This is a genomic window from Caballeronia sp. HLA56, assembly GCF_054655155.1.
Window position 1 is genome coordinate 1,709,375 of record NZ_BAAHOB010000005.1, and the last position, 14,935, is coordinate 1,724,309.

Here is a 14,935-nt window from a genome sequence, read left to right on the forward strand (position 1 = left end):
TTCGTTCGCATGCAAGTGACAAAGCCGCCTTCGGGCGGCTTTTTTTATCTCATCGCTAAAGCTTCCGAAAGTGCTGCCGACGCGCGCGCAATAACATCGCTTGCTTATCGCGCGAATGCCCGCACATCTGCGTTGCAGAAGGGCGAAGCCGAGGCTCCAAGGTGCGACCACCTGTCATATGACGATTGGTTCTGTGCTATGCTAATCGGATTAGCTGTCGCTTTTTAGGTCCTTCCAAGCAGACTTGATTCGCGCAATCCGCTAAACGGTCAGGCCGTGGCGCGGAAGGTTTCTTAACCCGCACTTCCTCGAGAAACTCGAAGAAAGGTGAGCGTAAAATGATGAAGCAATTCCAGTCGAACTCCTATTTGTTCGGCGGTAACGCTCCGTACGTAGAAGAACTGTACGAGCAATATCTAGACAACCCGGCGTCGGTCCCCGAGACTTGGCGTACCTATTTCGACGCGCTTCAGAACGTGCCAGCATCCGACGGCACGGCTCAGAGCGACGTGGCTCACGGCCCTATCGTCGAATCCTTTGCGCAGCGCGCGAAGTCCAACGCCTTCGTTCCTCGTGAAGGCGGCGGCGAAGATCTCGCCACCGCGCGCAAGCAGGTCTACGTCCAGTCACTGATCGGCGCATATCGCTTCCTCGGCTCGCAACTGGCCGACCTCGATCCGCTCAAGCGCCGCGAGCGTCCGCATATTCCTGAACTCGAACCTGCGTTCTACGACTTCACCGAAGCCGACATGGACCAGACGTTCAGCGCCACGAACCTGTATTTCGGTTTCGAGCGCGCGAGCCTGCGCGAGATCGTCAAGGCATTGCGTGACACGTATTGCGGCAAGATCGGCGCCGAATACATGTACATCAGCGACCCCGAACAAAAGCGCTGGTGGAAAGAGAAGCTCGAGTCGACGCGCTCGACGCCCAACTTCTCGAACGACAAGAAGAAGCACATCCTGAATCGCCTGACGGCCGCCGAAGGCCTCGAGCGTTTCCTGCACACCAAGTACGTCGGTCAGAAGCGCTTCTCGCTGGAAGGCGGCGAGAGCTTCATCGCGTCGATGGACGAAGTCGTCCGTCACGCAGGCGCGAACGGCGTGCAGGAAATCGTCATCGGCATGGCGCACCGCGGGCGTCTGAACGTGCTGGTCAATACGCTCGGCAAGATGCCCGCCGACCTCTTCGCCGAATTCGAAGGCAAGCACGTCGATGACCTGCCGGCTGGCGACGTCAAGTATCACAAGGGTTTCTCGTCGGACGTCTCGACCGATGGCGGCCCGGTTCACCTGTCGCTCGCGTTCAACCCGTCGCATCTGGAAATCGTGAACCCGGTGGTCGAAGGGTCGGCCAAGGCGCGGATGGATCGCCGTGGCGACGAAGAAGGCCTGCAAGTGCTGCCGGTGCAGATTCACGGCGACGCCGCTTTCGCGGGCCAGGGCGTCGTGATGGAAACGCTGAACCTCGCGCAGACGCGCGGCTACGGCACGCACGGCACGCTGCATATCGTCATCAACAATCAGATCGGCTTCACGACCTCGGACCCGCGCGACTCTCGCTCGACGCTGTACTGCTCGGACGTCGTCAAGATGATCGAAGCGCCGGTGCTGCACGTGAACGGCGACGATCCCGAAGCCGTGGTGCTCGCCACGCAGCTCGCGATCGACTTCCGCACGAAGTTCCATAAGGACGTGGTCGTCGATATCGTCTGCTTCCGCAAGCTCGGTCACAACGAGCAGGACACGCCGGCGGTCACGCAGCCGCTGATGTACAAGACCATTGCCAAGCATCCGGGCACGCGCGCGCTGTATGCCGAAAAGCTCGTGCAGCAAGGCGTCATCACGCCCGAAGTCGCGGACGAATACGTCAAGGCGTACCGCACGGCAATGGACGAAGGTCACCACACCATCGACCCGGTGCTCTCGAACTATAAGAGCAAGTACGCGGTCGACTGGGTGCCGTTCCTGAATCGCAAGTGGACCGACGCGGCCGACACCGCCGTGCCGCTCGCCGAACTCAAGCGGCTGGCCGAGCGCATCACGACGATCCCGGAAAACTTCAAGGTGCATCCGCTCGTCGAGCGCGTGATCAACGATCGCCGCGCCATGGGCCGTGGCGAAGCCAAGCTCGACTGGGGCATGGGCGAGCATCTCGCGTTCGCGTCGCTGGTCGCGTCGGGTTATGCGGTGCGTCTGACGGGTCAGGACTCGGGCCGCGGCACGTTCACGCACCGTCACGCGGTGCTGCACGATCAGAACCGCGAGCGCTGGAACGACGGCACGTACATTCCGCTGCAGAACATTGCCGAAGGTCAGGCCAAGTTCTCGGTGATCGACTCCGTGTTGTCCGAAGAAGCCGTGCTCGGTTTCGAATACGGTTATTCGACCGCCGAGCCGAACACGTTTGTCGCGTGGGAAGCGCAGTTCGGCGACTTCGTGAACGGCGCGCAAGTCGTGATCGACCAGTTCATCTCGTCGGGCGAAGTGAAATGGGGCCGCGTCTCGGGTCTCACCATGCTGCTGCCGCACGGCTACGAAGGCCAAGGTCCGGAGCACTCGTCGGCGCGTATCGAACGTTTCCTGCAGTTGTGCGCGGATCACAACATGCAAGTGGTGCAGCCCACCACGCCGGCGCAAATCTTCCATCTGTTGCGCCGCCAGATGATCCGCTTGTTCAGAAAGCCGCTGATCATCGCCACGCCGAAGTCGCTTCTGCGTCACAAGGAAGCCGTGTCGGACCTGTCGGAACTGGCGAAGGGTTCGTTCCAGCCGGTCATCGGCGAAGTGGACGAAGCCATCGACGCGAAGAAGGTCAAGCGCGTGGTCGTCTGCTCGGGCCGCGTGTATTACGACATCGTCGCGCATCGCCGCGAAGCGAAGAGCAACGACGTCGCCATCGTGCGTATCGAGCAGCTCTATCCGTTCGCGCACAAGCAGTTCGACGCGGAACTCAAGAAATACGAGAACGCGACCGAAGTGGTCTGGGTGCAGGACGAGCCGCAGAACCAGGGCGCCTGGTTCTACATCGAGCACCATCTGCGTGAAGGCATGAAGGACGGCATGAAGCTCGCATATAGCGGCCGTCCGGCTTCGGCTTCGCCCGCGGTCGGTTACTACGCGAAGCACTACGAGCAACAAAAGGCGCTCGTGGAAGGCGCGTTCGGCCGCCTCAAGGGCGCGCAGGTGATCGCGAAGTAACACGGCTTGACGGGACCGCGCGGGCGAGGCTCGCCGGTCCCGTACGCGAAACGCGCATCGAATGCGGCGTCAGGTCGCCGTGCATCGCGTCGCTCGCATTCATACAGACACGTATCAGGACAAAACAGAAATGGCTATCGTAGAAGTCAAGGTTCCCCAGCTTTCGGAGTCGGTTTCAGAAGCGACCATGCTGCAGTGGAAGAAGAAGCCGGGCGAGGCTGTCGCCCAGGACGAAATCCTCATCGAAATCGAGACCGACAAGGTCGTGCTCGAAGTGCCCGCACCGTCCGCCGGCGTGCTGGCGCAAGTCATCAAGCATGACGGCGATATCGTCGCCGCCGATGAAATCATCGCGAAGATCGACACCGAAGCCAAGGCCGGTGAAGCACCGGCCGCCGCCGCCGCTGGCGATGCGGAAGTGAAACCGGCGCCCGAAGCCGAGCCTGCCGCCGCATCGGCTGCTGCTCCGGCGGCCGCGCAAGGTTCGGCGCAAGCCACGGGCGGTGCCGCATCGCCTTCGGCCACGAAGATTCTGGCCGAGAAGGGCGTATCCGCGGACCAGGTTGCAGGCTCGGGCCGCGACGGACGCATCACGAAGGGCGATGCACTCAGCGCTTCGGCATCCGCCGCTGCCGCGCCCGCCAAGGCTGCTGCTCCGGCGCCCGCCGCCGCACCGGCTCCGGCTGCCGCACGCGCCGCGAAGCCGTCGCTGCCGGACGTGAAGGCGCCCGCATCGGCGGATCAGTGGCTCAAGGATCGCCCGGAACAACGCGTGCCGATGTCGCGTCTGCGTGCGCGTATCGCCGAGCGTCTGCTCGAATCGCAGCAGACCAACGCCATCCTGACGACGTTCAACGAAGTCAACATGGCGCCGGTCATGGATCTGCGCAACAAGTACAAGGACCGCTTCGAGAAGGAACATGGCGTGAAGCTCGGCTTCATGTCGTTCTTCGTGAAGGCCGCCGTGCACGCGCTGAAGAAGTTCCCGCTCGTGAACGCGTCGATCGACGGTAACGATATCGTCTATCACGGTTACTTCGACATCGGTATCGCGGTCGGTTCGCCGCGTGGTCTCGTCGTGCCCATTCTGCGTAATGCAGATCAGATGAGCCTTGCCGACATCGAAAAGAAGATCGCCGAATTCGGTCAGAAGGCGAAGGACGGCAAGCTGTCCATCGACGAGATGACGGGCGGCACGTTCTCCATCTCGAATGGCGGCGTGTTCGGCTCCATGCTGTCGACGCCTATCATCAACCCGCCGCAGTCCGCGATTCTCGGCGTGCACGCCACGAAGGAACGCGCCGTGGTGGAAAACGGCCAGATCGTGATCCGCCCGATGAACTATCTGGCGCTGTCTTACGATCACCGCATCATCGACGGCCGCGAGGCCGTGCTGTCGCTCGTCGCCATGAAGGACGCGCTGGAAGATCCGGCTCGTCTGCTGCTCGACCTGTAAGCGTAGAACGCATGTTGCCCTGGTGCGCGCGATAGGCTCGCGCGCACCGTGAAGGGCGTCTCCGCATGAGCGGAGTCATATCAAGGGAAAGTCATGTCCAAGGAATTTGATGTCGTCGTGATCGGCGCGGGCCCCGGTGGCTATATCGCGGCCATTCGCGCAGCGCAGCTCGGCAAGTCGGTTGCGTGTATCGATAAGTGGAAAAATCCGGCGGGCACGCTCAAGCTCGGCGGTACGTGTCTGAATGTGGGCTGCATTCCGTCGAAGGCGCTGCTCGCGTCGTCGGAAGAGTTCGAGAACACGGCGAAGCATCTGGGCGATCACGGCATCAGCGTGTCGGACGTGAAGCTCGATGTCTCGAAGATGCTCGCGCGCAAGGACGGCATCGTCGAGAAGATGACGAAGGGCATCGAGTTCCTGTTCCGCAAGAACAAGATCACGTGGCTCAAGGGTCACGGCAAGTTCGCCGGCAAGACCGACGCCGGCGTGCAGATCGAAGTGTCGGGCGAAGGCGAAACGGAAACGGTCACGGCGAAGAACGTGATCATCGCCACGGGTTCGAAGGCGCGTCATCTGCCGAATATCCCGGTCGACAACAAGATCGTCGCCGACAACGAAGGCGCGTTGTCCTTCGACGCCGTGCCGAAGAAGCTCGCCGTGATCGGCGCGGGCGTGATCGGTCTGGAACTGGGTTCGGTGTGGCGCCGTCTCGGCGCGGACGTGACCGTGCTCGAAGCGCTGCCGCAGTTCCTCGGCACAGCGGACGAAGCGCTCGCGCGTGAAGCCGCGAAGCAGTTCAAGAAGCAGGGCCTCGACATTCACCTCGGCGTGAAGATCGGCGAAGTGAAGACCACGGAGAGCGGCGTTTCCATCGCGTACACGGACAGCACGGGTAATGCAAAGACGCTGGAAGCGGACCGCCTGATCGTGTCCATTGGCCGCGTGCCGAACACGGACAATCTCGGTCTGGAAGCAATCGGCCTGAAGGCCAACGAGCGCGGTTTCATCGACGTGGACGAACACTGCGCGACCGCCGTGCCGAACGTGTACGCAATCGGCGACGTGGTGCGCGGCCCGATGCTCGCGCACAAGGCGGAAGACGAAGGCGTGGCGGTGGCCGAGATCATCGACGGTCAGAAGCCGCATATCGACTACAACTGCATTCCGTGGGTCATCTATACGGAACCGGAAATCGCGTGGGTCGGCAAGACCGAGCAGCAGCTCAAGGCGGAAGGGCGCGAGTTCAAGTCCGGCCAGTTCCCGATGATGGCCAATGGCCGCGCATTGGGTATCGGCCGTGCGGATGGCTTCGTCAAGATGATCGCGGACGCGAAGACCGACGAGATTCTCGGCGTGCATATCATCGCGGCCGACGCGTCGGACCTGATCGCGGAAGCCGTGGTGGCGATGGAGTTCAAGGCGGCCGCCGAAGACATCGGCCGCATTTGCCATCCGCATCCGTCGCTTTCCGAAGTCATGCGCGAAGCGGCGCTCGCAGTCGATAAACGCGCGCTGAACATGTAAGTTCGCCGGGTCTGGAAGGACCCGGTCGGACCCGGCCGGACTCGGCCCGGCTCGGCCGGCATCGCAACGAAGGCGAGCGGATCAAACCGTTCGCCTTCGTCACATTCAACGGCATCAGCGCTACAAGCCGCATCATGAACGTCACCGAATACTACGAAAACGAGCTGCGCACGCGGGGCTATCGATCGGACGAGGCGCAGCTCGCGGCGGTCGCGCGGCTGCAGCGCTGTTACGACGAATGGATCTCCTACAAGTCGCGCCGCTCGAACGCGATCATGAAGTTTCTCGTGCATCCGGAGCTGCCGCGCGGCGTGTATCTATGGGGCGGCGTCGGGCGCGGCAAGAGCTTTCTGATGGACAGCTTCTATGCGGTCGTGCCGGTGCAGCGCAAGACGCGTTTGCATTTTCACGAGTTCATGCGCGAGGTGCATCGCGAACTGGAAGACCTTAAGGGCCAGGCCGATCCGCTCGACGAACTCGCGCGGCGCATCGCGAAGCGTTACCGGCTGATCTGCTTCGACGAATTCCACGTCTCCGATATCGCCGACGCGATGATTCTTTATCGCCTGCTCGATCGCCTCTTCACCAACGGCGTGCAGTTCGTGATGACGTCCAATTACGAGCCGGACACGTTGTACCCGGAAGGCCTGCATCGCGACAGGCTGCTGCCGGCTATCGAGCTCATCAAGAAGCATCTCGACGTCCTGAATGTCGATGCCGGCACCGACTATCGCAGACTGACGCTTTCGACCGTGCAGGCGTATCACACGCCGCTCGGCGCGGCCGCGGATAAAGCCTTGCGCGACGACTTCGCGAAGCTCGCCGCCGTGCCGGACGAAAGCCCGCTGCTGCATATCGAGAAGCGCGAGCTCAAGGCACTGCGTCGCGCGGACGGCGTCGTCTGGTTCGATTTCGCGACCTTGTGCGGCGGACCGCGTTCGCAGAACGATTACCTCGAACTCGCGAGCCGCTTTCACGCCGTGATTCTGTCGGACGTGCCGCAGATGTCGCCGCGCATGGCATCGGAAGCGCGTCGCTTTACGTGGCTCATCGACGTGTTCTACGACCACAAGGTCAAGCTGCTGATGTCGGCGGCGGTGCCCGCCGAAGACCTGTACGTGGAAGGACCGATGGCCAATGAATTCGCGCGCACGGTATCGCGCATCGTGGAAATGCAGTCGAAGGAATATCTGAAGTCGCCGCGCCGTCTATCGGATATCTCACTGACCTAATACCGAGAAACCAAAAATAGCCGTTCAGCCAATTGGCGTAAGGCTTGTCGGGCTTTTTCAAGATTAGGAGGACTCTTATTTCCCCGCTTTGGTGCGCTCGGTATCGTTGCCGGGTACAGTAAATTGGAGAAATTAACGTGAAGCCCTACCGCGACATGTCCGACGAAGAATGGCAAATGGTGGCGCCATTGCTCCCCGAGCTGAGGCCGCGTTCCGAACTGCGCGGTCGGCCGCTCGCCAACACTCGCGCCGTGCTAAATGGCGTGCTCTGGGTCATGTATAGCGGCGCGTCGTGGTCCACCATGCCGCGCAAATACCCGTCGTATCAGACGTGTCACCGGCGCTTCAAGGCGTGGCACGAATCGGGCGTGCTGCTGCGCGTGATGACGCAGTTGTTCGGCCCGGCAGGCGAGTCCCTTTACGCGTTGATGACTTCTCGCATGCGCGTTCCGGCGGAGCTTCCATCGCTCATGGAAGAGAGCGTCGAAGCGGAACGCCGCGCTGCGTGACATCGGCCACGTGCAAAGCGTCTGCAAAGCGTCTGCAAAGAGGATGCAAAACGAAAACCGGCCTTGGCCGGTTTTTTCATTTGAGCGAGATCACTGACGCAACCATGTCTGCGAGCGCCCCAGGAGCGACACGCCGATATACCCGCGCACCACGAGTTTCTGTCCGCTGTCCTCGAGCTTCAACTTGCACTTGTAGAGCTTGCCGTTTTCAGGGTCGAGAATCTGCCCGTCTTCCCAGGTGTCGCCGTTCTGCCTGAGACCGGTGATGATGGTCATGCCTTTCACCAGTTGATCGCGCCGCTCGTCGGTGCAGGCCGTGCAGCGCCGCTCCGGATGATCGAATTCGCCGATGCCGCGCACCACGCGGCCCGACAACTGGCCGCTGCCGTCGTCGACGATCTGAATGATCGCCTTCGGCTTGCCCGTGGCATCGTCGATAGTCTGCCATGTGCCAACGGGCGTAGGCGCTTGCGCAAACGCGCTTGCCGCCGACAACGCGAAGAGCGCAGCGGCGCATGCGCGGCTGATCGCACGCTTCATAGGGTGTCTCCTTTCTTAATCGTCATCCCGCGCGCTGGTACAGCGGGTCGCGTCAGCATACGAGAAAGCCGTATCTGCGTCTGAGAGGAAACGTTCTAGTCAACAACGCGCTACCGTGCGCCGCGCAAGCCGGCTTCGAGCGTGGCGAAAGTGCGGGCGTCGGTGCGATCGAAATTGAGCGGCGTCACCGCAATGCGTCGGGCCGCCACGTTCGCCGTCTCGCTGTCGGGCGCATTCTCACGTGCGCCGCGTTGAAAGCGTAGCCAGTAGTAATCGAGACCGCGCGGGTCGACTTCCGCGATGACGTCGATACCTTCCACGAGCCCGACGCCTTGCCGCGTCACGGTAAGCGGACCGGCGGCTTCTGCATCGCAATCGGGGAAATTGACGTTGAGACACGTCGGCGCGTCGTGCGAGATGGCGAGCAACTGACGGATCACGCCGGGCGCGAGCGCGCTCGCCGTGTCCCAGCGCACGTTGTCGCGATCTGAAAATGTCTGGCTCAACGCGATGGACGGCAAGCCGAGCAGCAAGCCTGTCATGGCTGCGCCGACCGTGCCGGAAAACATGGTCTCGACACCAAGATTCGCACCGCGATTGATGCCAGAAAGCACGAGATCGGGCGGCGCATCTTTCATGAGATGGCGCGCGGCCATCACGACGCAGTCGCCGGGTGTGTGCCTTGCACGCCGAAGCGCCGTTCGCCCTGACGCGACACGCGCAACGGCGAATGAAGACTGATGGAGTGCGACGTGCCGCTCTGATCGTGCTCGGGTGCGATCACCCAGACTTCGTGCGCGATTTCGCGGGCGACGGCTTCGAGCACGGCAAGGCCGGGGGCGTCGATGCCGTCGTCGTTGGTAAGCAGCACACGTTGAACGATGGGTTCAGTAGCGGACATCGCGAATCACTCCTTGGTCGGTTGTGAATGAGATCAACCGATTATTACAGAGATCGCGACGCCGAATGAGTGTCAAGCGCGTGCCAAGCGCGTGCCAAGCGCGCGTCTTTAGCGAACGCCCAACCCGCGCAATACGGCATTGCCGTCTTCGGTCAGCCGGACTTTCGGTGCGCCCGCTTCGGGAGACACGATTTCGACGTAGCCATATTCCTGCAACGAAGCGACATCCGGCGTCGCGGCCATGGCGTCGATCGGCGCGTGCAAAAGCAAAAGCAGCGTGGCGATTTCGTGATGGCTGAGCAGCCGTTTGATGGCCCGCACGGGCGCCGAAGCGGAAGCTAAACGGAGGTTCATGGACCGAACTCCTTGGTTGTTACATGACGATTCTGGGCGCCGGTGACATCCGGCAGCCGACGTTGATGTCGATGAAGTCCGGCAAGGTTAGAAGCCGATTCTTAGGCGAAACTTAAAATTAACCGATGCCGGGAAATCGCGCTTGTTACAGCGTGTGTCGTCAAGTCAGCGAGCACTTCAGAGCGCCGCCATCAGAAGCGATAGTCGGGATTTTTCGGGTCGAACGTCAGGTCGTCGAAGGGCTTGGGATCGATGCGTTCGAGCACGATGCTTTCGAACTGCTCGCCGTCGTTATCGAACGATTCGATGCTGCGCAAAAGCGGACGCGTCAGATCGAGACCGAGCACTTCGCGCTTGGCGTAGAAGTCGGGCTGGCCGCTCGGCGTATCGTAGGTGAGGGCGACGACGCGCACACCGTCGATGGTCCGCACATCGACGCTGGCCGGCCGCGTGATGCCCGCTTCGATGAAGCGGCGGCCTTCGTCGATGAAACGCTGCGTAATGGCGTCGATGCTGAGTTCGCGGATCGAATGATTCGACTGCGCGCGCGCAAAGGCGCCGTCGATCTTCGTCCACATCGGCACCACGCCGAACAGCCCGCCCAGATGCCCGTATAGCTCACGGGGACGCGTCGAATCGTCGTAGATGATCTCCTGGCCCGCATGCGCGCCGTCGGGCAACCATTTGGCGTAGATGCGCAGCGGTTCGCGCGTCACGCGCACGAGCATGTGGTCGGCGCGCTTCGGCCATTTTCCCTTCACGCGTTCGCGCCGCCACATGGTGAATTCGCACGATGCAAAGCGGTGCGTGCCCGCGCTCAAGTAACGCGGCAGCGTGTGAGGATCGAGCGACTGGAAGAGGGTGACGAGTTGCTCGTCGTCGAGCGCCGCAAGCTCGCCGCTCGCCGCCGCGCTGGTCAGAAACGCAACCTGCTGATCGGCATCGAGCGTGGCGACGCGGTCCGCGCCAACCTGTGCGTACGCGTGCGATTCGAACAGCGCGAACATCGCGAGCAGCAGAAAATACAGGCTCGCACAGGCGAGCCGCCAGTTCGTGATGCGGCGCAATTGCACTGACGGCACTGGCGGCACTGGCGGCATGAGTTCTCCGATTGGACCAGTGATGCTACTCCTTAAGCTTCGCGCGTTCAGCATCGCGTAATTCGCGTCGCAAAACCTTGCCGATGGTCGAAAGCGGCAGCGAATCCCGAAACTCCACGAACGCCGGCATCTTGTAGCCGGTCAGATGTAAACGGGCGAAGGCGAGGACTTCTTCCACGGTGAGCGTGGCGTCGCGCCGCACGACGAACACCTTCACGCGTTCGCCCGTCACCGCGTCGGGCACGCCGATAGCCGCCGCCGAATGCACTTTCGGATGCGCCGCGAGCACGTCCTCGATCTCGTTCGGATACACGTTGAACCCGGACACGATCATCATGTCTTTCTTGCGATCGACGATACGAACGAACCCGCGCGCGTCCATCACGCCGATGTCGCCGGTGGCGAGCCAGCCGTCCGCGCCGATAATCCGCGCGGTCTCGATAGGCCGATTCCAGTAGCCTTTCATCACTTGCGGGCCCCACACGCAAAGCTCGCCGCGTTCGCCGATGTCGGCCCATACGCCGTCTTCGCGGCGCATGCGCACGAGCGTGGAAGGCACGGGCAGGCCGATGCTGCCATCGAAAGCCATGTTGTCTTCGACACCGATGGGACTCGCGCACACGAGCGGCGAGCATTCGGTGAGCCCGTAACCCTCGGTGATCGACAGGCCCGTGAGCTTCGCGAAGCGTTCGGCGACGCCGCGTTGCGTGGCCATGCCGCCCGACATCGCAAGCTTGAGCGCGGAGAAGTCGCGCGCGCGGAATTCGTCGTTGTCGAGCAGCGCGTTGTAGAGCGTGTTGAGCGCGCTGATCGCGGTGAAGTTCTCACGGCGCAGCGCGCGCATGAACGTGCTGAGATCGCGTGGATTGGCGATCAGCACATTGCGCGCGCCGATGCCGAGGAACACGAGCGCATTCATCGTCAGCGAATAGATGTGATAGAGCGGCAGCGGCGTGACCACCGTTTCGGCGCCATCGACGAGCCTCGCGCGCGCCCACGCAAGCGCCTGCATCACGTTGGCGATGACATTGCGGTGCGTGAGCATCGCGCCCTTCGCCACGCCCGTGGTACCGCCGGTATATTGGATGAACGCGATATCGCCGTGCCCGATGCGCACCGGTTCGAACTTGCGCCTGGCTCCGCGCGCAAGTGCCTGCCGCAAGCCGACCGCCTCGGGCAGCGAGTACGCGGGCACGCTCTTCTTGACGTGACGCAGAAAGAAGTCGATTGCCTGACCCTTGAGGTTGAGGCCGTCGCCGAGCAAGTCGCCGAGCGTGCTCACGATCACATGGCGGATGCGCGTGCCGTGCTGCGCGTCCTGCAATGTTTTCGCGAAAGGCTCCGCGACGACGATGGTCTGCGCGCCGCAATCCTTCAACTGATACGCGAGTTCGCGCGCCGTATAGAGCGGATTCACGTTGACGACGATCGCGCCCGCCGCAAGCGCGCCGAAGAGCGTCACGGGATAGGGCAGCGAATTGGGCATCATGAGCGCGACGCGATCGCCGGGTTTGACGCCGAGCTCTTGCAAATACGAAGCGAACGCCAGCGCCTTATCGCGCAGCGCGCCGAACGTGAGTTCGGAGCCGAGGCTCACGTAAGCGACGCGATCGCGAAAGCGCTCGACGGCTTGATCGAAGAAATGCGTGAGCGAACGGTAACGCGACGGATCGATATCGCGCGGCACGCCCGCCGGATACGAGGCATGCCAAATGCCATCCGTGCAATGCGGCTCGACAGCCCCGCGCGGCGATGCCGGTGCCGGACTCATGGTTTGTCTCCGTTGGCGCGGGTTGTATGCGCCTTATGTTTGTCATGCTGCTTTGTGTTCTGCTGTGCTTCGTGCTTCGTGCTTCGTGCTTCGTGCTCGCGTTGCGTCGGCTACGTGCGTTGAGGGCCGCGAGCGTCTCGCGGCTTCAGCGTTCCAGTATCGCGACGATGCCTTGTCCGCCCGCCGCGCAAATCGAGATCAGCCCGCGCGTGGGACGGCCATCGCCGCGAGCGGGCGCATGGCTCAACATCTTCGCGAGCGTGCCGACGATGCGTCCGCCTGTCGCCGCGAACGGATGCCCGGTCGCGAGCGAACTGCCGTTCACGTTCAGACGCGCGCGGTCGATGCCGCCTGGCGCCTGCCCGAGTCCGAGCACGGTTTCGCAATACTCTTGGTCTTCCCATGCGGCGAGCGTGCATAGCACCTGCGCGGCGAAGGCTTCGTGAATCTCGTAAAAGTCGAAGTCCTGCAAGGCGAGGCCGGCGCGCAAAAGCAGCGGCGGGACGGCGTGGACGGGCGCCATCAAGAGACCTTCGCGCTTGTCGAAGAAATCGACTGCCGCCGATGCCGACAAACTCAAGTACGCCTGCACCGGCAAGCCGCGTTCGGCGGCCCATTGTTCCGATGCGAGCAGCACGGCCGACGCGCCATCGGTGAGCGGCGTCGAGTTGCCGGCGGTGAGCGTGCCCGCATCGCGATCGAAGACAGGCTTCAGTTGCGCGAGCTGATCGAGCGAAAGCTCGGGCCGCAGCGTGTTGTCGCGCGTCTGGCCTTTGTACGGCGTCATCAGGTCGTTGAAGAAGCCGCGCTCGTACGCCGCCGCGAGCTTTAGATGACTTTCCCGCGCGAGCGCGTCCTGCGCTTCGCGCGAAATCTTCCAGCGCTTGGCCATCAGTTCGCAATGCTCGCCCATCGAAAGACCGGTGCGCGGCTCGGCGTTACGCGGCAGCGTCGGCCTGAAGAACATGCCGGGCCGCAGTTTCGCAAGCGCGCCCACGCGCTGGCCCGCCGTCCGGCTGCGATTGGCTTCGAGCAGAATCTTGCGCATGCGCTCGTTCACGCCGATGGGCGCGTCCGACGCCGTATCCACGCCCCCTGCAATACCCACGTCAATCTGTCCGAGCGCAATCTTGTTGGCGACCAGAATCACCGTTTCGAGGCCGGTGGCGCAGGCCTGCTGAACATCGTAGGCGGGCGTTTCCTTCGCCAGCGTGGTCGAGAGCGCGGCTTCGCGCGTGAGATTGAAATCGCGCGAATGCTTGACGACCGCGCCCGCCGCGATCTCGCCGGGACGCAGGCCGTGCAGATCGTAGCGATCGACGAGACCTTGCAGCGTGAAGGCCAGCATGTCCTGATTCGATGCCGTCGCGTAAGCCGTATTCGAACGCGCGAACGGAATCCGGTTGCTGCCGATGATCGCGACTCTGCGCCCGAGGTTCGAAGACGTGCTCATGGCAGCTCCCATTCGAACTCGCCGCGCAAATGCGGCCGGTCGCCGGCGAGATCGCGCACTTCGAAGGCGCGTGCGGTGGACGAGGGCGCCGCGCTCCACAGCGTCGCGTCGCCCGGAAGAAAGAGCGGCAGCTTGAAGTCGCCGTGCGCGTGACCGGATGCGAGCGTCTTCACCGGATGCAGCGCCGCGAGCGTGCGCGCAAGCGTCCACATGCCGTGCGCGATGGCGCGCTGAAAGCCGAACGCCTTCGCGCTCAACGCATGCAGGTGAATGGGATTGAAGTCGCCGGAAGCCTTCGCGTAGTCGCGGCCCAGTTGCGCGGGAAGCTGCCAGCGCGCTTCGCGTACGAGGAGCGGCGTACTGGTCTCGATGGCATCGGCGACGGGCGCGGTGGCTTCGGTCTTCACGCCGCGTTTCAGATAGACGCTGTCGCCATCCCACACGGCCTCGCCGCGCCGGTAGATGCGCGTATGCAGCGTGAACGCCTGGCCTTTCGGATGCGGCACGAGCGGTCCGCATTCCACTTCGATCCGCAAGCCCTGACCCGCGAGCAGCGGCCGGCGCAGATGCACGCTGTTCGACAGATGCACGACGCCGAGCGCCGACCAGGGAAACGACGGATCGGTAAGCATCATTAGATGCAGCGGAAACGCGAGCACATGCGGGAACGTGAGCGGCACGCCGTGCTCGGGGATGAAGCCGCACACGCGTGCATAGCGGCCGATATGTTCGGGGTCGAGCCGCACGTCGGGGCGAATCAGGCGCAGCGCGGGCAGATCGGTTGCGTGGCCGCGCCGGAACAGGCCCGGCAGCAGGCGGCCATAGAGCTTTGCGGGCGACGGCAGCGTATCGACGACGACGGTGCGCGGGCGGGGCATCGTGGAGACGTGCATCC

At 62.8% G+C, this 14,935-nt stretch carries 11 protein-coding genes and 1 pseudogene; 5 read left to right on the plus strand and 7 right to left on the minus strand.

Annotation, left to right across the window (positions count from 1 at the left end; translation table 11 throughout):
• Positions 1–338 precede the first annotated feature (338 nt).
• The 5 genes from ACYQ47_RS27590 to ACYQ47_RS27610 all read left to right on the plus strand — a co-directional run bounded on the left by ACYQ47_RS27590 (position 339) and on the right by ACYQ47_RS27610 (position 7,921).
• Positions 339–3,200 (plus strand): 2-oxoglutarate dehydrogenase E1 component, encoded by a 2,862-nt coding sequence (locus ACYQ47_RS27590; RefSeq protein ID WP_244825396.1) that lies wholly within the window; start codon positions 339–341, stop codon positions 3,198–3,200.
• A 130-nt stretch (positions 3,201–3,330) separates the two neighbouring features.
• The gene (gene odhB, locus ACYQ47_RS27595; RefSeq protein ID WP_250492481.1) at positions 3,331–4,656 is read left to right on the plus strand and encodes a 2-oxoglutarate dehydrogenase complex dihydrolipoyllysine-residue succinyltransferase; all 1,326 of its coding nucleotides are present in this window, start codon (positions 3,331–3,333) and stop codon (positions 4,654–4,656) included.
• 93 nt (positions 4,657–4,749) lie between these two features.
• On the plus strand, positions 4,750–6,180 hold the full coding sequence (gene lpdA / locus ACYQ47_RS27600; protein ID WP_459907905.1) for a dihydrolipoyl dehydrogenase: 1,431 nt from the start codon (positions 4,750–4,752) through the stop codon (positions 6,178–6,180).
• 134 nt (positions 6,181–6,314) lie between these two features.
• Positions 6,315–7,412 carry a cell division protein ZapE gene (gene zapE / locus ACYQ47_RS27605; protein WP_459907907.1) on the plus strand — a complete coding sequence of 366 codons (1,098 nt, stop codon included), beginning with the start codon at positions 6,315–6,317 and terminating at the stop codon, positions 7,410–7,412.
• A 137-nt stretch (positions 7,413–7,549) separates the two neighbouring features.
• Positions 7,550–7,921 carry a transposase gene (locus ACYQ47_RS27610; protein WP_244825392.1) on the plus strand — a complete coding sequence of 124 codons (372 nt, stop codon included), beginning with the start codon at positions 7,550–7,552 and terminating at the stop codon, positions 7,919–7,921.
• A 90-nt stretch (positions 7,922–8,011) separates the two neighbouring features.
• Here ACYQ47_RS27610 and ACYQ47_RS27615 read toward each other — a convergent pair whose 3' ends face one another.
• From ACYQ47_RS27615 to ACYQ47_RS27645, 7 genes and pseudogenes are all read right to left on the minus strand, one after another.
• Positions 8,012–8,461: a DUF2147 domain-containing protein gene (locus ACYQ47_RS27615; protein ID WP_459907909.1), complete on the minus strand. Its 450-nt coding sequence runs from the start codon at positions 8,459–8,461 to the stop codon at positions 8,012–8,014.
• Between the two features lie 110 nt (positions 8,462–8,571).
• Positions 8,572–9,362, minus strand: a pseudogene (surE, locus tag ACYQ47_RS27620) (5'/3'-nucleotidase SurE).
• Between the two features lie 108 nt (positions 9,363–9,470).
• Positions 9,471–9,716 carry a hypothetical protein gene (locus ACYQ47_RS27625; RefSeq protein ID WP_244825389.1) on the minus strand — a complete coding sequence of 82 codons (246 nt, stop codon included), beginning with the start codon at positions 9,714–9,716 and terminating at the stop codon, positions 9,471–9,473.
• Between the two features lie 191 nt (positions 9,717–9,907).
• Positions 9,908–10,816: a DUF1571 domain-containing protein gene (locus tag ACYQ47_RS27630; protein WP_459907912.1), complete on the minus strand. Its 909-nt coding sequence runs from the start codon at positions 10,814–10,816 to the stop codon at positions 9,908–9,910.
• A gap of 25 nt (positions 10,817–10,841) precedes the next feature.
• Positions 10,842–12,587: an AMP-binding protein gene (locus ACYQ47_RS27635; protein ID WP_459907914.1), complete on the minus strand. Its 1,746-nt coding sequence runs from the start codon at positions 12,585–12,587 to the stop codon at positions 10,842–10,844.
• A 145-nt stretch (positions 12,588–12,732) separates the two neighbouring features.
• Entirely contained in the window at positions 12,733–14,040 is a 1,308-nt protein-coding gene (locus ACYQ47_RS27640; RefSeq protein WP_459907916.1) for an acetyl-CoA C-acetyltransferase, read from the minus strand.
• Positions 14,037–14,933 carry a MaoC family dehydratase gene (locus tag ACYQ47_RS27645; protein WP_244825385.1) on the minus strand — a complete coding sequence of 299 codons (897 nt, stop codon included), beginning with the start codon at positions 14,931–14,933 and terminating at the stop codon, positions 14,037–14,039. The genes ACYQ47_RS27640 and ACYQ47_RS27645 overlap by 4 nt, the downstream gene beginning before the upstream one ends.
• Between the last annotated feature and the right edge of the window lie 2 nt (positions 14,934–14,935).